At 71.9% G+C, this 26342-nt stretch carries 27 protein-coding genes; 12 read left to right on the forward strand and 15 right to left on the reverse strand.

All coding sequences use genetic code 11. The features are described 5' to 3' along the window. Nucleotides 1-249 precede the first annotated feature (249 nt). The 4 genes from HTV45_RS07515 to HTV45_RS07530 form a co-directional block, all read right to left on the reverse strand. On the reverse strand, nucleotides 250-2259 hold the full coding sequence (locus tag HTV45_RS07515; protein WP_215204841.1) for a TerD family protein: 2010 nt from the start codon (nucleotides 2257-2259) through the stop codon (nucleotides 250-252). Nucleotides 2260-2342: 83 nt separating this feature from the next. After that, nucleotides 2343-2921 carry a TerD family protein gene (locus HTV45_RS07520; RefSeq protein ID WP_215204842.1) on the reverse strand — a complete coding sequence of 193 codons (579 nt, stop codon included), beginning with the start codon at nucleotides 2919-2921 and terminating at the stop codon, nucleotides 2343-2345. Between the two features lie 135 nt (nucleotides 2922-3056). Further along, the gene (gene uvrB, locus HTV45_RS07525; RefSeq protein WP_215204843.1) at nucleotides 3057-5189 is read right to left on the reverse strand and encodes an excinuclease ABC subunit UvrB; all 2133 of its coding nucleotides are present in this window, start codon (nucleotides 5187-5189) and stop codon (nucleotides 3057-3059) included. Between the two features lie 40 nt (nucleotides 5190-5229). Next, complete coding sequence (locus HTV45_RS07530) at nucleotides 5230-6093, reverse strand: MHYT domain-containing protein (RefSeq protein ID WP_215204844.1); 864 nt, start codon at nucleotides 6091-6093, stop codon at nucleotides 5230-5232. 279 nt (nucleotides 6094-6372) lie between these two features. On the opposite strand from HTV45_RS07530, the gene HTV45_RS07535 reads away from it, so the two are divergent. Together HTV45_RS07535 and HTV45_RS07540 are read left to right on the forward strand one after the other, a co-directional pair. Next, nucleotides 6373-7248 carry a glycerophosphodiester phosphodiesterase family protein gene (locus tag HTV45_RS07535; RefSeq protein WP_215204845.1) on the forward strand — a complete coding sequence of 292 codons (876 nt, stop codon included), beginning with the start codon at nucleotides 6373-6375 and terminating at the stop codon, nucleotides 7246-7248. Nucleotides 7249-7332: 84 nt separating this feature from the next. After that, entirely contained in the window at nucleotides 7333-7908 is a 576-nt protein-coding gene (locus HTV45_RS07540) for a methylated-DNA--[protein]-cysteine S-methyltransferase (RefSeq protein ID WP_215204846.1), read from the forward strand. A 29-nt stretch (nucleotides 7909-7937) separates the two neighbouring features. On the opposite strand, the gene HTV45_RS07545 is transcribed toward HTV45_RS07540, so the two are convergent. Then, nucleotides 7938-8366 carry a VOC family protein gene (locus tag HTV45_RS07545; protein ID WP_215204847.1) on the reverse strand — a complete coding sequence of 143 codons (429 nt, stop codon included), beginning with the start codon at nucleotides 8364-8366 and terminating at the stop codon, nucleotides 7938-7940. A gap of 101 nt (nucleotides 8367-8467) precedes the next feature. Here HTV45_RS07545 and HTV45_RS07550 point away from each other — a divergent pair, with 101 nt between their 5' ends. Together HTV45_RS07550 and HTV45_RS07555 are read left to right on the forward strand one after the other, a co-directional pair. Further along, nucleotides 8468-9379 (forward strand): pseudouridine-5'-phosphate glycosidase, encoded by a 912-nt coding sequence (locus HTV45_RS07550; RefSeq protein WP_215204848.1) that lies wholly within the window; start codon nucleotides 8468-8470, stop codon nucleotides 9377-9379. Next, entirely contained in the window at nucleotides 9361-10293 is a 933-nt protein-coding gene (locus HTV45_RS07555; RefSeq protein WP_215204849.1) for a carbohydrate kinase family protein, read from the forward strand. The genes HTV45_RS07550 and HTV45_RS07555 overlap by 19 nt, the downstream gene beginning before the upstream one ends. A 317-nt stretch (nucleotides 10294-10610) precedes the next feature. On the opposite strand, the gene HTV45_RS07560 is transcribed toward HTV45_RS07555, so the two are convergent. The 5 genes from HTV45_RS07560 to HTV45_RS07580 all read right to left on the reverse strand — a co-directional run bounded on the left by HTV45_RS07560 (nucleotide 10611) and on the right by HTV45_RS07580 (nucleotide 14246). Continuing rightward, nucleotides 10611-11039, reverse strand: coding sequence for a CBS domain-containing protein (locus HTV45_RS07560; RefSeq protein ID WP_215204850.1), 429 nt, complete (start codon nucleotides 11037-11039; stop codon nucleotides 10611-10613). A gap of 146 nt (nucleotides 11040-11185) precedes the next feature. Then, a complete protein-coding gene (locus tag HTV45_RS07565) occupies nucleotides 11186-11818 on the reverse strand; it encodes a uridine kinase (protein ID WP_215204851.1) in 633 nt (210 codons plus the stop codon). Nucleotides 11819-12204: 386 nt separating this feature from the next. After that, entirely contained in the window at nucleotides 12205-13008 is an 804-nt protein-coding gene (locus tag HTV45_RS07570) for an SAM-dependent methyltransferase (protein ID WP_251691548.1), read from the reverse strand. 92 nt (nucleotides 13009-13100) lie between these two features. Continuing rightward, entirely contained in the window at nucleotides 13101-13385 is a 285-nt protein-coding gene (locus HTV45_RS07575; RefSeq protein WP_215204852.1) for a DUF397 domain-containing protein, read from the reverse strand. Then, on the reverse strand, nucleotides 13386-14246 hold the full coding sequence (locus HTV45_RS07580) for a helix-turn-helix transcriptional regulator (protein WP_215204853.1): 861 nt from the start codon (nucleotides 14244-14246) through the stop codon (nucleotides 13386-13388). 223 nt (nucleotides 14247-14469) lie between these two features. Here HTV45_RS07580 and HTV45_RS07585 point away from each other — a divergent pair, with 223 nt between their 5' ends. Together HTV45_RS07585 and HTV45_RS07590 are read left to right on the forward strand one after the other, a co-directional pair. Continuing rightward, nucleotides 14470-15099 carry an ATP-binding protein gene (locus HTV45_RS07585; RefSeq protein WP_215204854.1) on the forward strand — a complete coding sequence of 210 codons (630 nt, stop codon included), beginning with the start codon at nucleotides 14470-14472 and terminating at the stop codon, nucleotides 15097-15099. Then, the gene (locus HTV45_RS07590) at nucleotides 15096-15536 is read left to right on the forward strand and encodes a hypothetical protein (protein WP_215204855.1); all 441 of its coding nucleotides are present in this window, start codon (nucleotides 15096-15098) and stop codon (nucleotides 15534-15536) included. Before HTV45_RS07585 ends, HTV45_RS07590 begins: the two co-directional genes overlap by 4 nt. Nucleotides 15537-15582: 46 nt before the next feature. On the opposite strand, the gene HTV45_RS07595 is transcribed toward HTV45_RS07590, so the two are convergent. From HTV45_RS07595 to HTV45_RS07605, 3 genes are all read right to left on the reverse strand, one after another. Continuing rightward, nucleotides 15583-15768, reverse strand: coding sequence for a hypothetical protein (locus tag HTV45_RS07595; protein ID WP_215204856.1), 186 nt, complete (start codon nucleotides 15766-15768; stop codon nucleotides 15583-15585). Nucleotides 15769-15977: 209 nt separating this feature from the next. Beyond that, entirely contained in the window at nucleotides 15978-16214 is a 237-nt protein-coding gene (locus HTV45_RS07600; protein WP_215204857.1) for a DUF899 family protein, read from the reverse strand. An 80-nt stretch (nucleotides 16215-16294) separates the two neighbouring features. Next, the gene (locus tag HTV45_RS07605; RefSeq protein WP_215204858.1) at nucleotides 16295-17659 is read right to left on the reverse strand and encodes an amidohydrolase; all 1365 of its coding nucleotides are present in this window, start codon (nucleotides 17657-17659) and stop codon (nucleotides 16295-16297) included. A 134-nt stretch (nucleotides 17660-17793) separates the two neighbouring features. Between HTV45_RS07605 and HTV45_RS07610 the strand changes: the two genes are divergently transcribed. Beyond that, nucleotides 17794-18744, forward strand: coding sequence for an endonuclease/exonuclease/phosphatase family protein (locus tag HTV45_RS07610; protein ID WP_215204859.1), 951 nt, complete (start codon nucleotides 17794-17796; stop codon nucleotides 18742-18744). Between the two features lie 99 nt (nucleotides 18745-18843). Here HTV45_RS07610 and HTV45_RS07615 read toward each other — a convergent pair whose 3' ends face one another. Further along, on the reverse strand, nucleotides 18844-20760 hold the full coding sequence (locus tag HTV45_RS07615) for an FUSC family protein (RefSeq protein WP_215204860.1): 1917 nt from the start codon (nucleotides 20758-20760) through the stop codon (nucleotides 18844-18846). 509 nt (nucleotides 20761-21269) lie between these two features. On the opposite strand from HTV45_RS07615, the gene HTV45_RS07620 reads away from it, so the two are divergent. Next, nucleotides 21270-22103 carry an MIP/aquaporin family protein gene (locus tag HTV45_RS07620; protein ID WP_251691552.1) on the forward strand — a complete coding sequence of 278 codons (834 nt, stop codon included), beginning with the start codon at nucleotides 21270-21272 and terminating at the stop codon, nucleotides 22101-22103. 40 nt (nucleotides 22104-22143) lie between these two features. Next, the gene (glpK, locus tag HTV45_RS07625; protein WP_215204862.1) at nucleotides 22144-23667 is read left to right on the forward strand and encodes a glycerol kinase GlpK; all 1524 of its coding nucleotides are present in this window, start codon (nucleotides 22144-22146) and stop codon (nucleotides 23665-23667) included. Nucleotides 23668-23782: 115 nt separating this feature from the next. Here glpK and HTV45_RS07630 read toward each other — a convergent pair whose 3' ends face one another. After that, nucleotides 23783-23974 (reverse strand): hypothetical protein, encoded by a 192-nt coding sequence (locus HTV45_RS07630; RefSeq protein WP_215204863.1) that lies wholly within the window; start codon nucleotides 23972-23974, stop codon nucleotides 23783-23785. Between the two features lie 242 nt (nucleotides 23975-24216). Between HTV45_RS07630 and HTV45_RS07635 the strand changes: the two genes are divergently transcribed. The 3 genes from HTV45_RS07635 to HTV45_RS07645 all read left to right on the forward strand — a co-directional run bounded on the left by HTV45_RS07635 (nucleotide 24217) and on the right by HTV45_RS07645 (nucleotide 26333). Further along, a complete protein-coding gene (locus tag HTV45_RS07635; protein ID WP_215204864.1) occupies nucleotides 24217-25356 on the forward strand; it encodes a glutathione-independent formaldehyde dehydrogenase in 1140 nt (379 codons plus the stop codon). 102 nt (nucleotides 25357-25458) lie between these two features. Then, complete coding sequence (locus tag HTV45_RS07640; protein WP_215204865.1) at nucleotides 25459-25872, forward strand: RidA family protein; 414 nt, start codon at nucleotides 25459-25461, stop codon at nucleotides 25870-25872. Continuing rightward, on the forward strand, nucleotides 25869-26333 hold the full coding sequence (locus tag HTV45_RS07645) for a GNAT family N-acetyltransferase (protein ID WP_215204866.1): 465 nt from the start codon (nucleotides 25869-25871) through the stop codon (nucleotides 26331-26333). The genes HTV45_RS07640 and HTV45_RS07645 overlap by 4 nt, the downstream gene beginning before the upstream one ends. Nucleotides 26334-26342 lie beyond the last annotated feature (9 nt).

The following is a 26342-nucleotide window of genomic DNA, read 5'->3' on the forward strand; positions in this document are numbered from 1 at the left end:
GTCGCTGCCGGAGGTCTCTTCCACCCGGGCCACCAGACACTCGAGTTGTGTCCGAAGGTCCTTCGGGCCGACGCCCCGGGATCTGGCCTGATCCGTATTGACGGGGTCGCCGCACAGACGGGGAGTACTCCCCTCCGTGCGGCCAAGGGTACTCAATCACCAAGGGTTGGTAAAGGAGCAAGTAAAGAAACTTACAAAGCCGCAGGTCAAGGGGGGGGGTTCACAAGGGCTTGGGCAACCCGGTTCCGGTCACCGGTGCCCTGTGCGGCGGGCCGCAGCGACCTGGGTGAGCACCTGCTCGAGGACCTGACTTCCGGGCGGCACCAGCGGCGGCTCGTACGTCCAGGCGTGCCCCACCCACGGGTCGGCCAGGTGGTCGTCGGGCACCGGAGTCAGCCGCAGCAGCGCACGCCAGAGCGGGTCCAGCAGCGGGCCGTAGGCCGAGGACTCCTCGCGGTCGGCGACCATCATCAGATGGACGCCGACGGACGGGCCCTCGTCGGCGAGGTAGCGCAACTGGTTCACGGCCCGGTCGTCGAAGCCGTGGGGGAAGTCGTTGACGATCAGCAGCTGCTGGGAGGTGTCGAAGCCGGGCGGCAGCGCGTCCGGCGCACCTCCCCGCAGCGCCATCTGCACCAGGTCGACCCGCTGGATGAGCCGGCCGAGCACCTCCGTGACGCCCGCGGCACCCTGGGCGGGCGGGCCGGCCAGTACCCCGGTACGGGTCAGCGGCGCCAGTGCCTGCGCACCCGCTCCTGCCGGGTCGATGACGTGCACGGTGAACTCGCCCGCCGGATAGACGGCGAGCAGCCGGGCCGCGTGCGCCACCGCGGTCTCCACGGCGAGGCGCCGCGCCTCGTGCGAGTCGGTGAACGAACCGTCGAGGGAGTCGGCCCGGCCGCTGTCGATCCACAGGCCGCGCTCCAGCGGCAGGCGGAGCAGCATGGGAACGCGGATCGGGTCGGCCTCGGGAAGACGCAGGTCGCCCAGGCGGATCGCCATGGGAATCTCCATGGGCACCCGGTAGGCGTGCCAAACGGGGTTGTCCCAGCGGGCGAACGCCAGGGGCAGGGCGGGCTCGACCACCTCGGCCTCGGCGACGAGCTGGGCGAGGTCCCGGTCGAGGGACTCCCGTGCCTGTCCGACAAGCTGGGCGTGCCGGGACCGGGCGCTCTCACGGGCCGCGTCGCCCTGGCCGCCGATGCGGCTGCGCGGGTCGGACAGGGCCTGCTCGAGCTCCTTGTCCATCCGCGACTCGGCGAAGTCGACGGCGCTGCGGTAGGCGGCGGTGGTGCGGGCCAGGTCCTCGAACATGCCCCAGACCTGGTTGTAGAGCCGCTCCTCCATGGACCAGCCGGTCGCGTCCCCCGCGACGGGCTGTGCGGGCTGCCCGGGGTGGGGCCGCGGAGCGGCGGGCGGGGGCGGCGGCGGGGCGGAGTCCCGCCGACGGGGGTGGCTGTAGTCGACCGGGCCGCCGCCGGTGGGCGCGGACGGCTCCGCGGCCCCGGCCGCTCCGTAGGCCGGCTGCGGTCCGCCCGGGCCGGGTCCGTCGGCCGGCTGTCCGCCGTAGGACGGCGGTACGGGGCCGGGTGTGCCCTGGGGCGCGGTGCCGCCCTGGTCGGGGCCGACCGCGGGCGCGGCGGCCTGCCGGGGGCGGTTGCCCTCGGTGGTGCGGGACGGCGGCGCCTGCACGGAGCGGGCGATCCCCCGCGCGACCGCCTCGTTGATGCTGCCGGCCAGCTGTACGGCCTCGGGGAGGCCCTGGTCCCCGAGGAGTTCGGCCAGGCCGCCCGCGTAGCCCTGGCCGACGGCGCGCACCTTCCAGGCGTCCTGGCGCCGGTAGAGCTCCAGCGCGACGACGGCCGACTCGGCCTCCAGGCCGGTGATGGTGTAGCTGGCGACCTCGCCGCCGTCCAGACCGGTGACGGCCACGAAGGGGGCCGCCACGGCGCCGAACCGGGTGGGCCCCGGGCCGCTTCCCCGGCCGGGCAGGGCGAGCAGCACACTGACGCGGTGCACCGCGTTCGTCATGGCGTCCAGGTCCACCGCGAGACGGTGGTCGGCGGCCGCCTGACGCGGCACCTCCAGACCGGGCCGGGTGGGCGCGCCCGGGTGGGCCACCCACTCCACTCCGTGGATCCGGCCGTTCTCGTCGCCGAGCGCGGCCGTGGCCACGACCGGTGTGCCGGCCGAGATCCGGATCTCCAGACGGGACTGGGAGAGCGGGTGGTTCTGTCCCCGCACCAGCTCGGCCGTCATCGCCTTGGTCCCCCTGCGTCGCGTGTGATCGGTCGTCCGCCGCCCGCCGGCCCCCGCCCGGGGGCCGGTTCGTCTTCGGGTTCCTACAGGACCGGCAGGATGGCCGGCATCAGGTCCTGGAAGGTGCGGCCGTTGGCCGGGTTGCCGAGCGCCGTCATGGTCCAGCTGGTGCCGGTGCGGTGCACCTTGGCCATGATCTGGGCCGTGTAGGCGCCGCCGCCGGCCAGCGTGTAGCGGGCCAGCTCCTGGCCGTTGGTCTCGTCGACGAGACGGCAGAACGCGTTCTGCACCTCCTGGAACGTCTGGCCCGTGAAGGAGTTCACGGTGAAGACGATCTGGTCGATGTGGACCGGGACGCGCGACAGGTCGACGAGGACGGCCTCGTCGTCGCCGCCCTGGCCGACGCCGCCGACGAGGTTGTCACCGGTGTGGCGCACGGAGCCGTCGTCGCTCACGAGGTGACGGAAGAAGACGACGTCGACCGGCTGCTTGTCGGCGAACAGGACGGCCGAGGCGTCCAGGTCGATCTCCCGGGTGCGCGAGCCGAACAGGCCGCGACGGGGAGCCGCCTGCCAGCCGAGACCCATGCGCACCGCGGTCAGGCTGCCGCCGTCCTTCTTTTCCAGACTGATGGCCTGACCCTTGGTCATGTTGACGGTCACGCGCTGATTCCCCTCTCGGACTGTCCCCTGTTGCCGCGGAACCGCGGTTGACCTGAACCCTACGCAGGGGCACTGACAGTGACGTAGCCAGGTCCGCACTTTGTGTCGTTCTTGCAACACATCCCGTACGGGAGGTCAGGACAGGCCCGCCTCCCGCATCTGCCGCAGTTCCTTCTTCATCTCCGACACCTCGTCGCGCAGCCGGGCCGCGATCTCGAACTGGAGGTCCGCGGCGGCGGACCGCATCCGCGCGGTGAGGTCCTCGATCTGCCCGGCCAGCTCGGCAGCGGGGCGGTCGGTCGGCACGGTCTCGTCGGCCTTGCCCCTGGTCCTCTTCGCCGCCTTGCCGCCGAGGGCGGGGACGGGGGCCTTGGCGGCGCCGCCGTCCTTCTTGGCCTGGCGGTAACCCGAGCCGAGCAGCTGCTCGGTGTCGATGTCCTCGCGGGCGATCTGGGCGACGATGTCGTTGATCTTCTTGCGGAGCGGCTGCGGGTCGATGCCCCTCGCCCGGTTGTACGCGACCTGCTTCTCCCTGCGGCGGTTGGTCTCGTCGATGGCCTTCTCCATCGCCGGGGTGATCCGGTCGGCGTACATGTGGACCTGGCCGGAGACATTGCGCGCCGCGCGGCCGATGGTCTGGATCAGCGAGGTGCCCGAGCGCAGGAAGCCCTCCTTGTCCGCGTCGAGGATCGCCACCAGCGACACCTCGGGCAGGTCGAGGCCCTCCCGCAGCAGGTTGATGCCGACGAGCACGTCGTACTCGCCACTGCGCAGCTCCCGCAGCAGCTCCACCCGGCGCAGGGTGTCGACGTCGCTGTGCAGGTAGCGCACCTGGATGCCGAGTTCCAGGAAGTAGTCGGTGAGGTCCTCGGCCATCTTCTTGGTGAGCGTGGTGACCAGGACGCGCTCGTCCTTGGCCACGCGCTCGCGGATCTCGTGCACCAGGTCGTCGATCTGGCCCTCGGTCGGCTTGACCACGACTTCGGGGTCGACGAGGCCGGTGGGGCGGATGATCTGCTCGACGAAGCCGTCGGACCGGGAGAGTTCGTACTGTCCGGGGGTGGCCGACAGATAGACGGTCTGGCCGACGCGCTCCTGGAACTCCTCCCACTTGAGCGGGCGGTTGTCCAGGGCGGAGGGGAGCCGGAAACCGTGGTCGACGAGGGTGCGCTTGCGGGAGGCGTCGCCTTCGTACATGGCGCCGATCTGCGGGACGGTGACATGCGACTCGTCGATGACGAGGAGGAAGTCGTCCGGGAAGTAGTCCAGCAGGGTGTTCGGCGGCGATCCGGGGGCCCGGCCGTCGAAGTGCATCGAGTAGTTCTCCACGCCGGAGCAGGAACCGATCTGGCGGAGCATCTCGACGTCGTACGTGCTGCGCATGCGCAGTCGCTGGGCCTCCAGCAGCTTGCCCTGGTTCTCCAGTTCGCTCAGGCGCTCGCCGAGCTCCTTCTCGATGTCGTTGACCGCGCGCTCCAGCCGCTCCGGTCCTGCGACGTAGTGCGACGCGGGGAAGATGTAGAGCTGCTGGTCGTCGCTGACGATCTCGCCGGTGAGCGGGTGGAGGGTGGACAGCGCCTCGATCTCGTCGCCGAACATCTCGATGCGGACGGCGAGCTCCTCGTAGACCGGGAAGATCTCGATGGTGTCGCCGCGCACACGGAAGGTGCCGCGGGAGAAGGCCATGTCGTTGCGCGTGTACTGGATGTCGACGAAACGGCGCAGCAGCTCGTCGCGGTCGAACTCGTCGCCCACGCGGAGCGGGACCATGCGGTCCACGTACTCCTGCGGCGTACCCAGGCCGTAGATGCAGGAGACGGAGGCGACCACGACGACGTCGCGGCGGGTGAGCAGCGAGTTGGTCGCCGAGTGGCGCAGCCGCTCGACCTCCTCGTTGACCGAGGAGTCCTTCTCGATGTAGGTGTCCGACTGGGGGACGTACGCCTCGGGCTGGTAGTAGTCGTAGTACGAGACGAAGTACTCCACCGCGTTGTTCGGCAGCAGCTCCCGGAACTCGTTGGCCAGCTGGGCGGCCAGGGTCTTGTTGGGCGCCATCACCAGGGTGGGGCGCTGGAGCTTCTCGATCATCCACGCGGTGGTGGCGGACTTTCCGGTGCCGGTCGCGCCGAGCAGGACGACGTCCTTCTCACCTGCTTCGATACGCCGGGCGAGGTCGGCGATGGCCGTCGGCTGGTCGCCGCTCGGCTGGTAGGGGCTGACGACCTCGAAGGGCGCCACCGTGCGTTCGATCTGGGAAACGGGCCGCATGCCATCCACGGTACGACCCCCCACTGACAACGCGTCCGGATCAGCGTCGTTGCGGGGTCCGGGAGCGGTGTTCCACGGGGCCGCGCAGCCGCAGGCGGGCGCGCGGCGGACGGTGGTGGGCCGGGGGGTGGGCGGGGATGCCGGGCCGGTGCTCGGCGGGGGACCTCCCGGGCCCGCCCGTGACCAGCAGCGGGTCGAAGATCGCCACGATGCCCGCGAGGACGAGGAAGGCGAGCGGGCCGACCATGAGGGGTCCGAGCAGCGCGGCGGCGGATTCGCCCTGCGCGGGGGTGGCCGTGCCGTGGACGTGGACGTCGAGCGCGGCCATGCCCGTGTAGTGCATTCCGGTGACCGCGAGCCCCATGACGAGACTCGCCCCCACGCTCCACAGGAAGCCCTTGACCTGTCCGGCCGCCCAGAGGGCGGCGCTGGCGGCGGCCATGGCGATGGCCACGGAGGCGGCGACCAGGACGGTGTTGTAATCCAGGCTTCCGTCGAGGCTCATGCCGGCCATGCCGAGGTAGTGCATCGAGGCGATGCCGAGGCCGGTGACGGTGCCCCCGGTGAACAGGGCCGTGCCCGAGGCGCCCCGGTAGCCGACGATGAAGATCCCGGTGCCGACCATGAGGATGCCGACGGCGAGGCTCGCGAACGTCAGGGCCCGGTCGTAGTGGATCGGGGTGCCCTCTATCGCGAAGCCCATCATGCCGACGAAGTGCATCGTCCATATGCCGGAGCCGATGGCCACGGATCCCAGGACGAGCCAGAGGGGCCGTCGGCGCCGGGGGGCCGTGATGGCCCTGGTGGTGCAGCGGAGCCCCAGGGCGCCGCCGAGGCAGGCCATGAGGAAGGCCGCCAGCGGTGTGACCAGACCGTAGCTGAATCCGTCGACCGTGCCTTGCATGCGCGGCTGCCCTTCCCGCCCTGTTCGTCCCGCAGTGTCCCGATGTCGTCCCCCTCCCGGATCCGCGGGGCGGCCCGGGTTGCCGCAGAGAGTATGACCCCCACCGCAATGGTCGAACGACTTTCCAGCAAAGAAACACGTCCTTGCCCCAGGTGTGTGGCACCCGTGTGCGGAGTTCGGGCAACTCCGTTCAATCCGCGGCCATCCGGCGCCCACCTCGCGTTGACCGTCTGCTGTCACAGTTGGACCGAACGTGACCGATCGACGCGAGGAGTCCGCATGCACGCACGCGCCGTCGCCGCCTCGACCACCGCGCTCCTGGGAACCGCCGCCCTCCTGCTCCCGCTCTCCCCCGCGCGGGCCGCCGGCGACGCCACCCCGCACCCCGCGGTCATCGCCCACCGGGGCGCCTCCGCCTACGCGCCCGAGAACACCCTCGCGGCCGTCGACAAGGCGGCCGCCCTCGGTACCGAGTGGGTGGAGAACGACGTCCAGCGCACCAGGGACGGTGAACTCGTCGTCCTCCACGACGACAGCCTGCAGCGCACCACCGACGTCGAGGAGGTCTTCCCCGGCCGGGCTCCGTGGAAGGTGAAGGACTTCACCGCGGCGGAGATCGCCCGGCTGGACGCGGGCAGCTGGTTCGACCCCGTGTACGCGGGCGCGCGTGTGCCGACGCTCGAACAGTTCGTGCACCGCGTGGAGCGGTACGACCAGAAGCTGCTGCTGGAGCTCAAGAACCCCCAGCTCTATCCGGGCATCGAGAAGGAGACCCTCAAGGTCCTGAGCAACGAGGGGTGGCTCGACCGCCGGCATGTGGAGGACCGGCTGGTCGTGCAGAGCTTCAGCGCGGACAGCGTGCGGACCGTCCATGCTCTGGAGCCCGCGGTGAAGACCGGATTCCTCGGGACGCCGCCCGTCGCGGACCTGCCCTCGTACGCGGCCTTCACCGATCAGATCAATCCCTCGCACGGCTCGCTGTCCGCCCCCTACGTCGCCGCCGTACACGGCTTCCGGGGGCCCCGCGGGAAGCGGATGGAGGTGCTCACCTGGACCGTGAACGACGCGGCGGCGGCCCGGCGGGTCGCCGGGTTCGGGGTGGACGGCATCATCACCAACACGCCCGACGTGGTGCGGGACGCGGTGGGCGGCTGACCGTCCGTCCCGGTCAGCCGTCAACCGTCACCGGTCACCGGTCACCGGCCGGCGTTGTCGGTGGCGGGCCGTACCGTGGGGCGCATGGACAGCCATGGGCAGTACGGGCGGCGGGTGGTGTGGGCCGTCGTGGACACCGGCATCGGCCCGCTGCTGCTGGCCGCGACCCGTGAGGGCCTGGTCAACGTCGTGTTCCACGCCACGGACACAGTGCGCGACAGCGCGCTGGAGCGGCTGGCGTCCCGGCTCGGCACCGAACCGGCCGAGCTGGGCAGCGCGCCGGCCGACGGGTCCGGCTCCGCGCTGGTGGCCGAGGCGATACGTCAGGTGGAGGCGTACTTCGCGGGGCAGCGGCACTCCTTCGAGCTGCCGCTGGACTGGTCCCTGACAGCGGGCTTCAACCGGGACGTGCTCCGGGAGCTGGCCGCCGGGGTGCCGTTCGGCACCGTCGTCGGGTACGGCGATCTGGCCGGACGGGTGGGGCAGCCGGGTGGCGCGCAGGCCGTGGGCACGGCCATGGGCGCCAATCCCCTGCCGGTGGTCGTGCCCTGTCACCGGGTCGTGGAGCGCGACGGGGGCATCGGCGGCTTCGGCGGCGGTCTCGAGACCAAGCGGCGGCTGCTCGCCCTGGAGGGTGTGCTGCCCGAGCCGCTGTTCTGACGGGCCGGACAGCGGGCACCGCCGGTCACTCAGTCGTAATGCCGCGCCTCGAACAGATTGCCGTCCGGGTCGCGGAAGTAGAAACTTCGCCGGGCTCGCCCGCGCGCCCCGAAGGAGTCGTGCGAGAGGTCCGTCATGGGTACCGACCGCGCCTCCAGCCTGCCGCGGAGGGCGTCGAAGCCCTCGGCGGGCAGGGACAGGCAGACGTGGTTGACGGGGTGGCCCGAACTCTCCGCCGCTCCGGGAAGCATCGTCATGCGTTCCGCCATGGTCAGTGGCATGAGGTCGAGAATCGTCTCCTCGTTGACACGCACCGAGGGGAACGGCGCCTCGCCCGCGGAGTACTCGGGGAGCCGGACCGGCTCCAGGCCCACGGCTTCGTCGTAGAAGCCGGCGGCCGCGATGGGATCACGCACCCACAGCACGATGTGGTCGAGACGCGTCGTGTGGTCTGTCATCTTTGCCAGCCTCCGTGACCGGTGCCGGGACGCGCAAGGGGTTTGGTCCGGGGCCCGGCCCGCCAGAGATGAGGGAGAGGCGGCAGACAGGAGGCAGGCGCGTGGTGCTGACGGTGTCCGAAGAGGTACGGGAGGCGATCGCCGCGGACCGGCCGGTGGTGGCCCTGGAGTCCACGATCATCGCGCACGGGCTGCCCCGGCCGCGCAATCTCCGGGTGGCGCTGGAGCTGGAGGAGGCCGTACGGCAGGAGGGCGCGGTTCCGGCGACGATCGCCGTACTGGACGGGCGTCCTCTGGTCGGTCTGGACAAGGAGCAGCTGGAGCGGGTCGCCACCGAGGACGGCATCCGCAAGCTGGGCCATCGTGATCTGCCGCTCGCGGTGGCCGCGGCGGCGAGCGGGGCGACCACGGTGTCGGCCACGGCCCTGCTCGCGGCGCTCGCGGGGATACGGGTGTTCGCCACCGGAGGGCTCGGCGGGGTGCACCGGCAGTGGACGGTGACGCAGGACGAGTCGGCGGACCTGGGTCTGCTGGCGCGTACCCGGATCACCGTGGTGTGCGCGGGGGTGAAGTCGATCCTGGACGTGCCCGCGACCCTGCAGCGGCTGGAGAGCCTGGGGGTGCCGGTCGCCGGGTACGGCACGGACCGCTTCCCCGGCTTCTATCTGTCCGACTCGGGGCACCCCGTGGACTGGCGGCTGGACACACCGGGGCAGGTGGCGGGCGTCATGCGGGCGCGGGACGCGCTCGGCGGGCCGGAGTCGGCGCTGATCGTGGCCAATCCCGTCCCGGAAGCCGAGCAGCTGGATCCCGCAGTGCACGCGCGGGTGCTCGACGAGGCGTTGCGCGCGTGCGAGGCGCAGGGGGTCACCGGTCAGGGGGTCACTCCCTTCCTGCTCGACCACCTGGTCCGTGGCACCGACGGTGCCTCACTCGCCGCGAACCTGGCCGCGGTCCGGGGCAACGTACGCCTGGCGGCACGCATCGCGGCGGCGTGGGCCGCCGGGGAGTGACGGGGGCCGTGCGGGGCGGGGCGCTCCTGGTCGTCGGTGACGTGATCACGGATGTGGTGGCCCGGCACCGGGGCCCGCTCGCCCCGGGGACGGACACGACGGCGGCGATCCGGACGGTGCCGGGCGGCGCGGGCGCCAATGTGGCCTGCTGGGCGGCGCGCCGCGGGGGCGTCGAGGTGCGGCTCCTCGGGCGGGTGGGCGCGGACGCCGCGGCCTGGCACGAGAGGGAGCTGGCCGCCTGTGGGGTCCGTTCGCTGCTGGTCGTGGACGGACGGGCACCGACGGGGACGGTCGTCTGCCTGGTCGACGAGGGCGCGGCGGCCGAGCGGACCTTCCTCACCGACAGCGGCGCGTCGCTGCGGCTCGACCCCGGCGACTGGTCGGACACGCTGCTGGACGGTGTGGCGCGGCTGCATCTGTCGGGTTATCTGCTGTTCACCGAACCGAGCCGGGCCTTTGTCGCGGTGGCCCTGAAGGCCGCCCGTGCGCGGGGCGTTCCGGTGAGTCTGGATCCGGCGTCGGCCGGGTTCCTCGGCGTGCTGGGCGCCGGTCGTTTCCTGGCCTGCGTCGAAGGGGTGGACGTGCTGCTGCCGAGCCGTGACGAGGCGTGCCTGCTGACCGGGGCGTCCGACACCGCGGAGGCCGCGGCGCGGCTGAGCCGCCATGTTCCGCTGGTGGTGGCCAAGCAGGGCGCGCGGGGCGCGCTGCTGGCACGGTCCGGCGAGGTGTACGCCCGGGTCCCCGCCGTGCCGGTCACGCCGCACGACACCACGGGCGCGGGAGACGCCTTCACCGGTGCGTTTCTCGCGGCCCTGCTCGCCGGCGCCGGGCCGGAACAGGCGGCGGCGGAAGGCTGTGGGGCGGGCGCGCTGGCTGTGGAGCGGACCGGGGGCCGCCCGCCCGCCCTCGCCTGATCCCAGCGGGGCACCGCCGGCGAGGGCTTCCGGGCTTCCCTTGTCCACAGGCGGTCAGGGCCGAACGGCCGTTGTCCACAGGCTCGCACGCGGTGCGTCCAGGTCCGGCAGACTGACGAGGCAGGCGCGAAGATCAGGGCCGCCGCCCGTGGAAGGCGGGACGGCGCGCGGACTACGCAGAGGGGGATGGATGCCGATGGGGACCGACAGCCGTGGTGGGACCGCAGCCGTACCGCACGTTCCGGCGCGACCGCCCGCTCCGACACGGGCGGCAGTATCGCGTCGGCTCCGTACCGGGCACCGGGGCCTGGGCCGGGTCAGCCCGTGGCTGACCTGGCGTAGACGCTCTCGGCCCAGGTGGCGATCTGGCTGTCCGTCAGGTGACGCGCCAGATCGGCTTCGCTGATCATGCCGACGAGGCGCTTGTCGTCGATGACGGGGAGCCTGCGGATCTGGTGGGTCCGCATCTCGCGCAGGACGTCGTCGACACTGGCGTCCGCCTCGATCCAGCGCGGGGTGCCCTTGGCCATCTCGCCGGCGGTGACCCGGGCGGGGTCGTGGCCCAGGGCGACGCAGCCGACGACGATGTCCCGGTCGGTGAGGATGCCGCAGAGCCGCTCGTTCACGTCGCTGACGGGAAGGGCGCCGACGTTCAGTTCGCGCATCAACTGAGCGGCACGGTCGAGGGTTTCGTGAGCGGGGACCCATTGGGCGCCGCGGTGCATGATGTCTCCGGCGGTGGTCATGAGGTACCTCCCGTTGCCCGGACGGCCGGCGCGGCGCGGGGCACACCGCGAGTCCCGGTGCCCTTCATTCTCGTCGTGCCTCCCGGGGACGGCACCCGGAGGGCGGATCACGGCGGAGAGGGACGGGACGCCCGGTTCTGCCGGTGTCAGCAGCGCCATGCCGGGTGGCGGGGATCGTCGGCCCTCACCAGTACGTCGGCCGTTCCGGCCGGGTCGGTCTCCCGCTCGTAGCGTTCGAAGGCCGGGAGTGTCCAGTGGTCGGCCTCGGGGGTACGGCGGCGCAGTGCGCCCGGCGAGAGGAGGACGTGCACGCTCAGATCGAAGGGGAACCAGTGGCGCAGAAGGAGGGGGCCGTGCAGCAACAGCACGCCGCCGGGCGGAAGCTCGGCATAGGGGCTGCGGGTGGCGCGGTCCGTGACGGGGTCCCAGAGGTCGGGCAGGACCCGCCCGCTTCCGCCCGGTTCGAGGGGGGCGAACACCTCGCGCCACAGGGCCGCGGTGTCGTACCAGCCGCTGTAGTAGGACTCCTCGTCCCGGCGACCGTACTCCAGCCGGACCGAGGCGGGGCGGAGGAAGCCGTCGGCGCCCACCACCAGGGAGGGACGGCCGCGTATCCGCAGCGCTCCGGCGACCCGATCGGCGAGGTCTCCCGCTCGGGCGGCCGGAGCACCGTCGAAGGCGACCCGGGGCCAGGGTCCGCCGTCGGCCGTCTTGAGCTCCAGCAGGCGGTCGGCGAGGAGGTCGCCGAGCCGTTCCCAGGTGATCGCTTCGAGTCGCACACGGCCATGATGCGTCCATCCGCTGTCCGGAGCGTGGCCCGGGGGCCGGTGTCGCTCGGCCGGGGCCGGGTGTCTCCGGCCGGTGTGCTGGGCCCGGCCCGGGCGCTCACCGGGTGCCCTGTGCACTGCGGGTGGCCGGTACCGCCCTTGAGAGGGTGCGACCCGGCACAGTGGCGCGGGTGCGGTGCCCCGCCGGAGCAGCCGTGGGGGGCAGGACCGTGCGGGCGTGCGCCGGAACCGGGCATGCGCTCCCGGGTCCCGGGGAAACGGCCGACGCAGCCGCCGAGCAGCCCCGCCGAAGTCGTGGGGCCGTATGAGTCGTGGGGCCGTATGAGGGGGGAGGGAAGGAGGGTGGGACGCCCCCGGAGCGGGGGCGTCCGAGGGCGTTACGGCTTGCGGGCCACCGCTGCGTAACCGGGGATGATGCCGTCGGTCTGGCCCGGTATCGGGTCACCCAGTTCCGGGTGCCACTCGTGGGGGACCTGGACTCCGGGGGCGACCAGCTCGAGACCGTCGAAGAAGCGGGTGAAGTCCGGCCGGGACCGGAGGGCCAGGGTGACGCCGGCCGCCCTGAGCTTCTCGGTCGCCGCCGCCGATTCCTCGGGAGTGAAGTCGGCGGTCGCGTGGGTGATGACCAGGTGACTGCCCGGGGGCAGTGCGTCCACCAGCCGCCCCACCAGCGCGTGCGCGCCTTCCTCGTCGGGGACGAAGTGGAGCAGCGCGATGAGGGACAGCGCGACCGGCTCGCTGAAGTCGAGGACCTTGCGAGCCCCCTCCAGGATGGCGTCCGGATCACGCACGTCCGCCTGGAGGTACTCGGTCGCGCCCTCGTCCGTGCCCCGCAGCAGCGCCGCGGCATGCGCCAGCACGATGGGGTCGTTGTCGCAGTACACGACCCGGGCGTCCGGCACGGTCCGCTGGGCCACCTGGTGCAGGTTGGGCTCGGTGGGTATGCCGGTGCCGATGTCGAGGAACTGGCGCACGCCCTGGCCGGCCAGCCAGCGCGTGGCCCGCTGCATGAACGCGCGGTTGACGCGCGCCATGACCGGCACGCGCGGGTCGAGCTCCAGCATCTGCCGGCCCATGGCCTCGTCGACGGGGTAGTTGTCCTTGCCTCCGAGGTACCAGTCGTACATCCGCGCGGGGTGCGGCCGGGTCGTGTCGATCTCCACGGGGTGCTGCCCGGTCATGACGGACTCCATAAGTCTCTGCAAGCGTTAGTGATCAAGTCAGTGCCAAGTCAGAAGGGGGACGAACGCAAAGGTAGAGGGGGCAACGGGTGTCACGACAGCAGAAAATCCGCCTCTCCCGCCTTCGCTCCCTCGATGAAGGCCGTCATCTCCGCGGAGGTGTAGATGAGCGCGGGACCATCCGGATCGGTGGACTGACGTACGGCGATCCGGCCGTCGTCGAGTTTCATCGCCTCCAGGCAGTTCCCTCCGTTGCCGCCGCTCCACGGCTTGTGCCAGCCCTCGCTGCCCAGCTCCCGCGCGGGCATGCCGTTGTAGATCCGCTCGGTGCGGACCCGCGACGAGGACGGGGATTTCCGGGACCTGATGAGTTCCATTTACAGCTCCTTGCGGAGATCCCGGAGGATCTCCTTCGTGCGATGTGCCGAAGCGGCCTGCGCCGCCATGCGGTCCATGACCTCCAGGTGGGTCGCCACCTCGGTGCGCGCGTCCAGGTAGACGGCGCCGGTCAGGTACTCGCTGTAGACCATGTCCGGCAGTTCGGGCATGGCAAATCGGAACAGCACGAACGGCCCATACGTGCCGGGATGCGGCCCGCCGGCGAAGGTCGCGACCTGCAGCGTCACATGGGACAGCTTCGTGGCCTCGAGCAGTTTGTCGATCTGCGCACGCATCACCTCCGGGCCGCCGACCTGGCGGCGGAGCACGGTCTCGTCCATCACGACCCACAGTCGGGGCGCGTCCTTGCGGGTGAGCAGTTCCTGCCGCTGCATGCGCAGGTCGACGTGGCGCTCGATGTCCTCGGGCCGGGTCTGCCCTATGGCACCGGAGCGCAGCACGCCGCGCGCGTAGTCCTCGGTCTGAAGCACTCCGGGGACGAAATGGGGTTCGTAACTGCGGATGAGGGAGGCGGCACCCTCCAGGCTGACGTACATCGAGAACCAGCCGGGCAGGATGTCATGGAAGCGCTGCCACCAACCGGGGCGGTTGGCGTCCTCCGCCAGCTGCACGAAGGCGTCGGATTCGTCGTCGGAGACGCCGTACGCCTTCAGCAGGAGCTGGAGGTACGGAATCTTGAGGCCGACCTCGGCCATCTCCATGCGGCGCACGGTGGCGGGGGCGACCCGGAGGATACGGGCAGCCTCCTCGCGCTTGAGTCCCGCCCGTTCCCGCAGGTCCAGCAGACGCCGGCCGAGGACGACCTGGCCCACCGTCGGCGCGGACCGCGGTTCGCTCACACTCCACCTCCCTCGAACAGATCCTGACAGCCCGGCGGCGCCATTCGAAGATCCTTTCGAAGACTCATTAAAAACGAACTTTCGTTCGAATGAGTCTTCGGCGATCCCAACTGGCGCCGCGCGAGATGCTGTTGCGTGCAGTGTGCCACGACTGTCCAGACCGTCACACAGCACTCTGCATTTTTCAGAGTGACACTTGCCAAGTGTTCACGGCGGGGCGATAGTGGCAAGCGTGATTCCGTCCGCGCCCTTAGGAACAGACGCCGCCGCAGGTTCCATCGGCCTCGGCACCGCCTCGGCACCCGCCCCTTCGGGGGCCGCCGCCGAGCGCCGGTTCCGCTTCGAGCTGGCCGCTCATCCGGGCTCCCCGGCTCAGGCCAGACGCCTGACCAGGGCACGGCTGACCGGCTGGTCGGTATGCGAGGACACCTGCGACACGGCGGAACTGGTCGTCTCCGAACTCGTCACCAACGCCATCGTGCACACCGCGAGCAGTCATATCGTCTGCGAGCTCCATGACGGCGGCGATCTGGTGCGCATAGCCGTGCGGGACGAGGGCTGCGCGCCGGACAGACCGCGCGCCAACACCCGGCAGCGGCCGGAGGAGGAGCACGGCAGGGGACTGCTCCTCGTCGACGCCCTGTGCCACTCCTGGGGCGCCCACGAGCAGGGCCCCGGGCTGCTGGTCTGGGCCGATCTCTCCCACCGGGCGGACACCCCCCGCGAACCGGTCGGCCCCCATAACGACCTGGGCTGGGGCGCCCGCCCGAAGCCCGGTTCGCCCGACGCCCCGGAGGGCGGCGGTCAGGGTGACACCGACGAGGCCGGCCACCGGGACGGAGGGCCGGCGTGACGGGCCCGGCCGGCACCCGCGTGCTGAGCCTGGACTCGCTGGTCCGCCTCCGGCGCGGACAGGACCCCCGAGCCGCTTCCCGGCGCCTGCCGGTTCCCGAGGGCATGACGGCCCCCATGGGCTGTGACGCCGTGGCCGTACCCGCCCGCTTCGGCCCGATGGTGCTGCCCCGGCTGCCCCGGGTGGGGTGCGTCTACGCCGATGAGGCGCACTGGTGGTGGCTGGTCCCGTCCGACTCCGACTACGCCCTGGACTGGCCCGCCCCCGCGCACTACGCGGCCGGCGCGCTCCTCCCCGACACCGAGGCCCCCGGCCTGCCCGGCCTGATCCACCGCCCCGACGGCACGCTCCCCTACACGCCGCCGATACCGCTCTATCTGGCCGTCTGCCGTCTGACGGGAACCGCCCCCGCCTGGTCCCGCCCGGTCACCGCGTAACAGCCCGTAGCTGCCCCCGCCGGACCGCGCGCCCTCCGGCGCCCGCTCACACCGTCACATCGGCCACGCCGCCGTCCGCGCGGACGATCACCAGAAACATGTCGGTCGCGAGGTCCATGACAACCTCGGCGGGCAGTCCCTCAAGGCGCCGCGCGTGCGCGAACTCCTCCGCCGGCCACGAGCCGCGCGGTCCACCTGCGGGAAAGCGTTCGAGCACTGTTCGCCCGTTCACCCTGCCACCTCCATGTAGCGCTGTACTCGTAGAGTTAAACGCCAACCATGGGGTGAACGCCTCGTCCGGTGACGGTACTGAGACGTAGTTGACACCCGTTCACCGCCAAGTGTGAGCGGGATCTCGACTTTACGGAGTAATCCGTCACCCTCCGTATCGCCTCTCACACGCGTGGTACCGCCCGTCCGGCGCTCGCTCGGCACTCGCCGCTACCTCGCTGTCGCCCGGGGCGTACCAGTCGTCGTACTCGTCGTGACAGCGGGCCGTTCCGCCCACGCCGGGTACCCGGAGGCCGACCCGCCCTCCCGGTCGCCCCGGATCATGGGCAGCCGGCGCCGCTCGGCGCTCGGCGTGTCCCGCGCGTGGGTGACCGCCTGGTCCTTGATCGGTTGTTCCTCGCGCGCCGCGTGCCACTCGGCGCGCGAGGCGATGCCCGGAGCCGACACGTCTCTCCCGTGGGCGACGGTCCTGTTGCGGACGGTGGCTCCCGGGCCGTGCGGAACGCACCGCCGGCGCCCGGGGAATCTCAGGCGCCGTACTCCTGGATCCGCCGGCCGTGGCTCCGGTCGACCAGCGCCGGCAGCCGCTCCCCCAGTTCCTCCACCACCTCGGCGACATCGATCGTGAGCAGTTCCCGGTCCCGCATGAGGGTCCGGCCGTCGACGACGGTCGTGCGGACGTCGGCGGCACGGGCGCTGTGCACCAGGGTCGCGGCGAGGTCGTGCACGGGCTGTGTGTGCGGGCCGGTCAGGTCGACGAGGACGAGATCGGCGCGGCGGCCGGGCGCGATGCTGCCGGCGCTCCCGCCGAGCCCGACCGCGCGGGCACTCTGCAGTGAAGCGTGGTGCAGGGCCTGACGGGAGGTCAGCCAACGCGGGTCGCCCTCCGCCGACTTCTGGATCAGGGAGATGAGCGCCATCGTCTCCCACACGTCGAGGGAGTTGTTGGAGGCGGCCCCGTCCGTGGCGAGCCCGACCGGGATGCCGATGTCCCGCAGCGCCCGCACCGGTGTGGTGCCGGGCCAGGCGAACTTGAGGTACCCGCGGGGCGCCGTCGCCACGGCCGTCCGGCCCTCCGCCCGCTCCAGCAGCGGCAGGTCGTCCTCGATGATGCCGGTGCCGTGCGCGATGAGCACGTCCGTGTCCAGGATGCCGGTGCGGGAGAGGACCCCGATCGGGGTGACACCGTGCCGGGCGAGGGAGGCCTCGGTCTGGTCGCGGTTCTCGGCGGCGTGCAGATGCACGGGCAGCCCGTGCTCGCGGGCCAGCGCCGCCGTGGCGGTGAGGTCGGCGTCGTCCACGGTGTAGGGGGCGTGCGGGGCGAGCGCGGTGGTGATCCGGCCGCCGGCCGCGCCCCGGTGCCGCAGCGCGAACTCCAGTGACCGCTCGCGCCCGCGCACACCCTGGGAGGAGAAGTACGCCTCTCCCAGCAGCGCCCGCATCCCGCACTCGGCGACCACGGCGGCGACCGTGTCCATGGAGAAGTAGTGGTCGGCGAAGCAGGTGACGCCGGCCCGGATCATCTCCGCGCAGGCGAGCCGCGCGCCCAGTTCGACGTCCCGCTCGGTGAGGTTGGACTCCACCGGCCAGATGACGTCGTTGAACCATTCCTCGGTCGGCAGGTCCTCGGCGAGACCGCGCAGGGACACCATCGGAGCATGTGTATGACAGTTGATCAGACCGGGGAGCGCGATCTGCCCCCGGCCGTCGATCCACTCGTCGGCCGCCCGCCCGGCGACGGCCTCGGCGGTCGTCACTTCCTCCACCACCCCGTCACGTACGACGACGGCCGCGTTCTCGGTGAAGCCGATCCGTTCTTGATCGTCGTGCGTGAGGACGGTACATCCGGTGATGATGAGCCCGGCGGGACTCTCCACGGCAGAAGGCGTCATCACGTCAACGTACGACTCCTTCCTGACCCTGAGTGAGCCGAACCGCGACATCCCGTCGCGGCTCTGTCGCGGGGCGGGCCGGGCGCGCACCCTGGCCTCACCATGAGCCCGCCCACGGCTGAAAGGGGCCCGGCATGCTCCTCGGCACCTGGAATCTGGAGAACCTCTACCGGCCCGGCGGCCCCTTCGGGCCCGGGGACCAGGCCGCGTACGAGTCGAAACTGGCCGCGCTCGCCGCCGTGATCACGGAGCTCGATCCGGTGCTGCTCGGTGTGCAGGAGGTCGGCGACCCCGGCGCGCTGGAGGACCTGGCCGCGATGCTGGACGACGACTGGCACATCGCCCTCTCGGAACACGCGGACGGCCGGGGCATACGTGTCGGCTTCCTGAGCCGCACGGAGCCGGCGGTGGTCGCCGACACGGCGGCGTTCCCCGCGAAGCTGCGCCCGGTGCAGGCGGACGACGCCGGACCGGCCGCCGACAGGGCGGGCCGGGGCCTCCTCGCGGTGGAGGTGGACGGCGAGCAGGGGCCGTTGCGGGTGGCGGTGTGTCACCTCAAGTCGAAGCTGCTGTCGTATCCGAACGGCCGTTTCCATCCGCGTGACGAGGGCGAACGGGCCCGCTACGGCGCCTACGCCCTGTACCGGCGGGCGGCGGAGGCGGCGACCCTGCGCGCCCTCGCGGACGAGTTGCTCGGCGGCGACGGACGGGACCGGGACGTGGCGGTGCTCGGCGACCTCAACGACGAGGTACAGGCGGCGACCACGCAGATCCTGCTCGGCCCGCCGGGGTCGGAGATCGGCACACCGGGCCACGACCGGCCGGACAACGGCGACGCGGTCCGGCTGTGGGACGTGGCCCCGCTGATCCCGGCCGACCGCCGCTACTCCCGGATCAGCGCCGGACGCCGGGAACTGATCGACCATGTGCTGCTCAGCCATCGGCTGGTACGCCGGGTGACGGTGGCGGGTACGGGACTGCCGGACGAGGCCGCGCCGCGGCTGCCGTCGGTCGGGCAGGACCCCGGGGAGCGGCGTGGGGCGGCGGGGTCGGACCACGCACCGGTATGGGTGCGGGTGGCCTGACCGGCCGGACTTCCCCCGGCCCGCCCGACGCCCGGACCGCCGGGTGACGGTGGCGGGTGCGGGACCGCGGCCCGATCCCGGCCGTACGGGCCATCGGAGTCATCCGGCGAGGCGCAGGTCCGGCAGGTGGAGTCGCACGGTGCCGTGGCGCCGGGCGAGTTCGTCCCGCAGTCCGGCGAGCCGCGCCAGTTGCCGGGGGTCGAGGCGGCCGGTGTCGTCGAGGTGGACGGCGCAGGCGGTGGTGGTGTCGACGAGCAGTTCGAGGGTGGCGGCGATGCCGTCGGCGCCGTCCGCGTGCCGGGCCAGCGCGGGCAGTTCGGCGGAGGCGAGAGCGATGGCCGTACGGGCTTCGGCGAGGGTGCGGTAGGCCTCGCGGCGCAGCGCCCACCGGACCTCGCGGTCGCGGACCTCGCGGTTGTGGGCCCCGCGGTCGCGGGCCGCGCCGGTGCCGGACGCGGCGAGCACATGGTCGAGGTACACCTGCGCCGCGGCGCCCGCTTCGGCCAGTCGGGCGCGGATGGCGCCGCCGCGCTGTCCCGGCATCGGAAGATGACCGACGACCAGGACGACGGCGCAGGCCAGCAGCGTCTCACCGATGCGGGCGACCGAGGCCTGCGGTTCACCCCCGGCCATGACCAGGGCGAGCACGAGCACGGTGACGACGGCGGTCTGCGCGCCGAAGTGCCGGGCGGCCACCGGGAGCAGCGCCCCGCTGATCACGACCAGCGCGACGAGCCCGTCCGGCCGGGGCAGCACCGCGGCGAACCCGGCGAACAGCAGCGCCCCGAGGACGGTTCCGGCGGCCCGGGACAGGACCCGGGAGGCAAGCGGTCCGAGGTCCGGCTTGACGAGGAAGACGGCGGTGGCGGGCAGCCAGTACCAGTGTTCGTGCTGCCCGTACCAGCGGGCGTGATGGAGCACCTGGGCGAGGGCGGCGCTCACCCCGAAGCCCAGGGCGACCCGCATGCCGTACTCGCGGCCGCGGGCACCGAGAACGGTCCGCAGCCGGGCGGTCCGGAACCGCTTGCGGCTGTGCAGGTCGCCGCCCTCGCCCCGGTCGAAGACCTCGGCGGCCCGCAGCAGCGCGTCGTCGAGGGCGCGCAGTGCGGGGACGGTCCGGGAGGGGGCGGGCAGCGGCCCGGTGGGGGTGCCGCCGCGTACGGCGGCGGCGAGACGGCGGGGTCCTTCGGAGGCGCGAGGCGGTACGGGATCCCCCGCCCAGGCCAGTGCGGTCGCGGCCTCGGCGAGCGGGAGGGCGGCGGCGTACCGGGCGTGCAGCCGGCGTTCCGTGACGGTGGAGGCGTACCGCCGCAGTCTGGGCCCTGCCAGGGCGTCCTGCGCCTGGTCGAGGGCGGCGGTGAGCGCGGCGCGGTGTGCGGTGGCGGTGTCCGTACCGGCGGCGTCGAGAAGCCCGGCGACGGCGTCGTACACCCCGGCCACGGCGGCCCGTTCACCGTCGAACCGGAAGTCGAGCCGGAAGCCCGACCGGAGGTTCCCGGCCTGCGCTTCCGGCATCGCCAGCCGCAGAAGCAGCAGCCACCCCGCCCCGGCGAGAAGGGCGAGGGCCCGCTGCCATCCCGGCTCCGGCAACGGCATGCCGGCCCCGACGGCGGCACCGACCAGCACCTGGGTACCGGCGGAGGAGCCCACCGGCCCCGCCGCGCTGACGGCTCCGGCGGCCAGGCCGAGCGCGGTCAGCAGCAGGGTGAGCGGCACGGCGGGGAGGTGGTCACCGGTGTAGGTCCCCAGTGCCAGTCCGGCCGCTCCGGCGAGCGCGGGCCCGCCGATCCGTCCGACAGCGGCGCGCCGGCTGCCGGGCCGGTCGTTGATCCCGGCGAACATGGCACCGATGGCGGCGACGACGCCGAGCGTGGGCCGCCCGGCGAGGACCGCGGCGAGCAGGAGAGGGCCGCCGCCCAGCGCGCCCCGGGTGACCGCGCTCCACGGGACGGGTCCGCGCTGGGCGCGCAGGGCGTGGGCGAGCCATGGTGGCGGGGCGGGGCGGGGGCGGATCACGGGTCTCCAGTCGACGTGTCGGGGAGCGTGCTCGCGGGCGACGGTGACCGGGCCGTGGGGAAGGTGATCACCACGGTAGGCGGGTCCGTGGAAGGAAAGCGAACGGCGGTGTTTCCGGGAGGTGACGAGGCCGGCCGCGAGCCGCTTGGCGCCGGAGGCCGCGGCAGTCCCGCCGCCCCTCCGGCGTCCCTTCTCCACGGGCCCGGCCACCGGGTTGACCCGTCATCACGCCCCGCGGGGCGATCCGAGCACCGCAGCACCGCAGCACCGCAGCACCGCAGCACCGCAGCACCGGGCGTCGTCGTCCCCGGGCAGCGACGGCTCCGCCCGACGGGGACATTGGGCCGTTGGAAGGAAATACCGCTCCCCGCGCGCCCGGTCACCGTGTTCGATCTACGCTTCCCGGTAGGGGGAGGAAAGGCCCGCGCCATTCCCGCCGAGGAGAACCGATGGCTGAACGCGTTGCAGCACCACGTCGCCGTGGTTACAAAGAAGGCGTCGGCGGCGATATGCTTGCCGAATTCCTGGGTACGTTCGTCCTGATTCTGCTGGGCGTGGGATCGGTGGCTGTCGCCGTCGTCGGCCTGCCCGGTTCAGGGCGGCAATTCGTGGAATTCGGGCCGGCGAACTGGCTCATCATCGCATGGGGATGGGGTCTCGCCGTCGTCTTCGGCGTCTATGTGGCCGGCGGCATCAGCGGAGCCCACATCAATCCGGCGGTGACACTGGCCTTCGCCGTCCGCAGGGACTTCCCCTGGCGGAAGGTCCTGCCGTACTGGCTGGCCCAGGTCGTGGGCGCCTTCGTCGCCGCCGCACTCGTGTACGCCTGCTACCGGTGGGCCATCGACGCGGCCGACGCCAAGGCGGAACTCGCACGGGACGAGTCACTGGCGACCTACTCCATCTTCGCCACCTTCCCCGCCGAATACTTCGGTGATTCCTGGTGGGGACCGCTCCTCGACCAGATCGTGGGAACCGGGATCCTGCTGCTGCTGATCTGCTCCCTCATCGACATGCGCAACGTGGCTCCGCTGTCGAATCTCCACCCGTTCCTCATCGGACTGGTGGTCGTCGCGATCGGGCTGACCTTCGGCACCAATGCCGGATACGCCATCAATCCCGCGCGAGATTTCGGACCCCGGCTGTTCACCTATTTCGAGGGCTGGGGCGACATCGCCCTGCCGGGTACATTCGGATGGTTCAGCGGCTATTGGTGGATCCCCATCGTCGGCCCGCTCATCGGCGGAGTCGCCGGCGTCCTCGTCTACGACCTGATCATCAAGCCCGTGATCACCGCCAGGGCAGGAGCGCAGGAGGAAGGCCCCGCCACCGAGGAACCGTAGATCCCCAGGCCCTGTCGTCACACCAGGAGAGGTGGCAGCAATGCCCGAATTCGTCGGCGCGGTGGACCAGGGAACCACCAGCACCCGATTCATGATCTTCGACCACGCCGGGAACGAGGTGGCGAAGCACCAGCTCGAGCACCAGCAGATCCTGCCGCGGTCCGGCTGGGTCGAGCACGACCCGGTGGAGATCTGGGAGCGCACCAACACGGTGATCCAGAACGCCCTGCGCGACGGAGGCCTGGCGGCCACCGATCTGCGGACCATCGGCATCACCAACCAGCGTGAGACGACGGTGGTCTGGGACCCGCGCACCGGTCGCCCGTACCACAACGCGATCGTCTGGCAGGACACCCGCACGGACCGTATCGCCACCGCCCTCGAACGCGACGGCCATGGCGACGTCATCCGTCACAAGGCCGGTCTGCCGCCGGCCACCTACTTCTCCGGCGGCAAGATCAAGTGGATGCTGGAGAACGTGGACGGGCTGCGGGAGGCCGCCGAGGCGGGCCACGCCCTGTTCGGCAACACCGACGCCTGGGTGCTGTGGAACCTCACCGGCGGACCGAACGGCGGTGTGCACGCCACCGACGTGACCAACGCCAGCCGCACCATGCTGATGAATCTCGAGACCCTGGACTGGGACGACGAGCTGCTGGGCATCTTCGGCATCCCGCGGTCCATGCTGCCCGAGATCCACGCCTCGTCCGACGCCGAGGCGTACGGGCATGCCCGTACCTCCCGGCCGCTGAGCGCCGCCGTCCCGATCACCGGCGTACTCGGCGACCAGCACGCGGCGACCGTGGGCCAGGTCTGCTTCTCCCCCGGCGAGGCCAAGAACACCTACGGCACCGGCAACTTCCTGGTGCTCAACACCGGCGAGGAGCTGGTGCGTTCGCGCAGCGGTCTGCTGACGACGGTGGCGTACCAGTTCGCGGGCAGTCCCGCGGTCTACGCACTGGAGGGGTCGATCGCCGTCACCGGCGCGGCCGTGCAGTGGCTGCGCGACCAGTTGAAGATCATCGGGAGTGCCCCGGACAGCGAGCAGCTGGCCCGTTCGGTGGAGGACAACGGCGGGATGTACTTCGTCCCGGCCTTCTCCGGCCTGTTCGCCCCGTACTGGCGTTCCGACGCCCGCGGCGCCATGGTGGGCCTGGCCCGGTACAACACCGGGGGGCACATCGCACGGGCCACGCTGGAGGCGATCTGCTACCAGAGCCGCGACGTGGTCGAGGCCATGGAGAAGGACTCGGGTGTGCACCTGGACGTGCTCAAGGTCGACGGCGGCGTCACCGCGAACGATCTGTGCATGCAGATCCAGGCCGATGTGCTGGGAGTACCGGTCAGCCGTCCCGTGGTCGCCGAGACCACCGCACTGGGCGCCGCCTACGCCGCCGGGCTCGCCGTCGGCTTCTGGCGGGACACCGACGAGCTGCGCACCCACTGGCAGGAGTCGAAGCGCTGGAGCCCCGAGTGGAGCGAGGAGCGGCGCCGACAGGGCTACCAGGACTGGAAGCGGGCGGTGGAGCGCACCCTGGACTGGGTCAAGGTCGACGACGACTGACGGTGTCCCGGGAGGGATCCGCGGGCCCGGACAGGGCCTGACCGGCAGGTGACGGTCCCCGCGGTATCCGCGATTCACGGTGTCCGCGGTCGCCGGCAGGCGCCGGACACCGTGGTCAGCGGTCGGAGATGTCCTCGCGAAGGCCGTCGGAGAACTCCCACCACGACAGCGGCAGCCAGTCGCCGTTCACGAAGCCGTCGACCGCCGCACCCCGACCACGGACCGTCACCGTCGTCCCCGGCGGGTAGGTGGTACCGGACAGCCCGGGCACGGGGACAAGCAGGGTTCCCAGTCTTTGCGCCGCCATGTCGACCCCTCTCCGCTTCTCGTCGGTCTCGTCGGTCTCGGCTTCTCGTCACTCACGCCGCCCTCCGGCGCTCCCCGGATCCCGGACTCCCGGATTCCCGGCGTGCCTGCGGACGACCTGTGTGCGGACATTACCGGCTTGCCTCGAGGGACAGACCGGAGAATCATGAGATATCGGTCACGCGGAACATCGGGGAGAGGCGCGCCACCGGACACGTATGCCATCGAGTGGAGGTCGTAGACATGAAGGCCGTCGTGTACAAGGGACCGTTCGAGGTCGCGGTCGAGGACGTCGACAATCCCACCATTCAGCATCCGAACGACGTGATCGTACGCGTCACCTCGACCGCGATCTGCGGCTCCGACCTGCACATGTACGAGGGCCGTACTGCCGCCGAGCCCGGCATCACGTTCGGTCACGAGAACATGGGGACCATCGCTGAGGTCGGCTCGGGCGTCACCTCGCTCAAGGAGGGCGACCGCGTGGTCATGCCCTTCAACGTCGCCTGCGGGTTCTGCACCAACTGCGTGGAGGGGTTCACCGGTTACTGTCTGACCGTCAACCCCGGCTTCCCCGGCGGCGCCTACGGCTATGTCGCCATGGGCCCCTGGAAGGGCGGTCAGGCGGAGTATCTGCGCGTTCCCTACGCCGACTTCAACTGCCTGAAACTGCCGCCGGGAAAGGAACACGAGAACGACTTCATCCTGCTCGCCGACATCTTCCCGACGGGCTACCACGGCTGTGAACTCGCCCAGGTCCGCCCCGGCGAGAGCGTCACGGTGTACGGCGCGGGCCCGGTCGGTCTCATGGCCGCCTACTCGGCGCTGCTGCGCGGCGCGAGGAAGGTGTTCGTCGTGGACCGGGTCCCCGAGCGGCTGCAGAAGGCCGAGGAGATCGGCGCGGTGCCCATCAACTTCGCCGAGGGCGACCCGGTCGAGCAGATCCACGAGCAGACCGAGGGCCTGGGCACCGACAAGGGCGTCGACGCGGTCGGTTACCAGGCGTCGGCGGGCGGCACGGACACCGACCGCGAGGAACCGGCGACCGTCCTGAACTCCCTGATCCGTACGGTCCGGGCCACCGGGATGCTCGGCGTCCCCGGGCTCTACGTCCCCTCCGACCCCGGCGCCCCCGACGAGCAGTCCAAGCAGGGCATGCTCCTCGTCGCGGTCGGCAAGCTCTTCGAGAAGGGGCTGAAACTGGGCACGGGGCAGTGCAACGTGAAGCGCTACAACCGGCAGCTGCGCGACATGATCATCGAGGGACGGGCCGCGCCCAGCTTCGTCGTCTCCCATGAACTGCCGTTGGATGAGGCACCGTCGGCGTACGACAAGTTCGACAAGCGGATCGAGGGCTACACGAAGGTGATCCTGCGCCCGTGACACGGCCGCCCGGCGGGCCCCGGCGGGCGAAATCCGGATGCGGCAACGGCCAGGGTGGTGGACGATCGGCGACGCCGGCCGTCCACCTCTCCAGGAGTTCCCGTGATCCAGCGTGTCACCGTGCCCTCCCTGTTCCCGCCGCCCGCCTACTCCCACGCCTCCGTCGTCGAGGCCGGCACCAGGCTGGCGTTCCTCGCCGGGTCGGTCCCGCTGGACGCGGACGGGAAGCTGGCCGGCGAGGGGGATCCGGTGCGGCAGGCCCGGCAGGTGATCGCCAACCTCGGCGAACAGCTGCGGGCGGTGGGCAGCGGCCTGGAGCACGTCGTGGCGACGGATGTGTACGTCGTGAGCGCCGAGCCCGCCACGCTCTCCGCCGTGTGGGAGGTCGTCGAGACCTCCGGGCTGAGCAGCGGACCCCACGCGTCGACCCTGATCGGTGTGGCCTGCCTCGGCTACACCGGGCAGCTCGTGGAGATCACGGCGACGGCGGTCGTACCCGACCCGGCCGGCTCGTGACGGCCACGGAGCGGACGGTGGTCCTGCGCCGGGCCGTCGCCTCCGATGCGGGGGCCGCGGCCGGGGTGTGGCTGCGGTCCTTCGCCGCAGCGCTGCCGGACGTGGTCCGGCCCCGGTCCGACGACGAGGTGCGGGAGTACTTCCGGCATGTTCTGGTGCCCCTGCGTGAGACGTGGGTGGCCGGGGCGGCGGGGGCCGGCGTCGTCGGTGTGCTGGTGCTGGAGGGTGAGGAGCTGGAGCAGCTGTACCTCGCCCCCGGGTGGCGCGGACGCGGGATCGGTGACCGGTTCGTCACCCTGGCCAAGGAGCGCAGACCCGGAGGGCTGTCCCTGTGGACCTTCCAGGTCAACGCCCCCGCGCACCGCTTCTACGAGCGCCACGGGTTCGCGGCCGTGGAGTGCACGGACGGCTCCGCCAACGAGGAACGGGAGCCGGACGTGCGGTACGTGTGGCGGCCGTAGCGACGTCAC

Source organism: Streptomyces sp. CHD11 (assembly GCF_018638295.1).
In the GTDB taxonomy this organism is placed as follows: Bacteria; Actinomycetota; Actinomycetes; order Streptomycetales; family Streptomycetaceae; genus Streptomyces.

Coding starts and splice junctions, on each gene's coding strand:
- HTV45_RS07570 (WP_251691548.1), bottom strand. CDS start 13,008: ATGACCGGGCAGCACCCCGTGGAGATCGACACGACCCGGCCGCACCCC.
- HTV45_RS07605 (WP_215204858.1), bottom strand. CDS start 17,659: ATGACGCCTTCTGCCGTGGAGAGTCCCGCCGGGCTCATCATCACCGGA.
- HTV45_RS07545 (WP_215204847.1), bottom strand. CDS start 8,366: ATGACAGACCACACGACGCGTCTCGACCACATCGTGCTGTGGGTGCGT.
- HTV45_RS07535 (WP_215204845.1), top strand. CDS start 6,373: ATGCACGCACGCGCCGTCGCCGCCTCGACCACCGCGCTCCTGGGAACC.
- HTV45_RS07575 (WP_215204852.1), bottom strand. CDS start 13,385: ATGGAACTCATCAGGTCCCGGAAATCCCCGTCCTCGTCGCGGGTCCGC.
- HTV45_RS07635 (WP_215204864.1), top strand. CDS start 24,217: ATGAAGGCCGTCGTGTACAAGGGACCGTTCGAGGTCGCGGTCGAGGAC.
- HTV45_RS07540 (WP_215204846.1), top strand. CDS start 7,333: ATGGACAGCCATGGGCAGTACGGGCGGCGGGTGGTGTGGGCCGTCGTG.
- HTV45_RS07610 (WP_215204859.1), top strand. CDS start 17,794: ATGCTCCTCGGCACCTGGAATCTGGAGAACCTCTACCGGCCCGGCGGC.
- HTV45_RS07630 (WP_215204863.1), bottom strand. CDS start 23,974: ATGGCGGCGCAAAGACTGGGAACCCTGCTTGTCCCCGTGCCCGGGCTG.
- HTV45_RS07530 (WP_215204844.1), bottom strand. CDS start 6,093: ATGCAAGGCACGGTCGACGGATTCAGCTACGGTCTGGTCACACCGCTG.
- glpK (WP_215204862.1), top strand. CDS start 22,144: ATGCCCGAATTCGTCGGCGCGGTGGACCAGGGAACCACCAGCACCCGA.
- HTV45_RS07620 (WP_251691552.1), top strand. CDS start 21,270: ATGCTTGCCGAATTCCTGGGTACGTTCGTCCTGATTCTGCTGGGCGTG.
- uvrB (WP_215204843.1), bottom strand. CDS start 5,189: ATGCGGCCCGTTTCCCAGATCGAACGCACGGTGGCGCCCTTCGAGGTC.
- HTV45_RS07515 (WP_215204841.1), bottom strand. CDS start 2,259: ATGACGGCCGAGCTGGTGCGGGGACAGAACCACCCGCTCTCCCAGTCC.
- HTV45_RS07560 (WP_215204850.1), bottom strand. CDS start 11,039: ATGACCACCGCCGGAGACATCATGCACCGCGGCGCCCAATGGGTCCCC.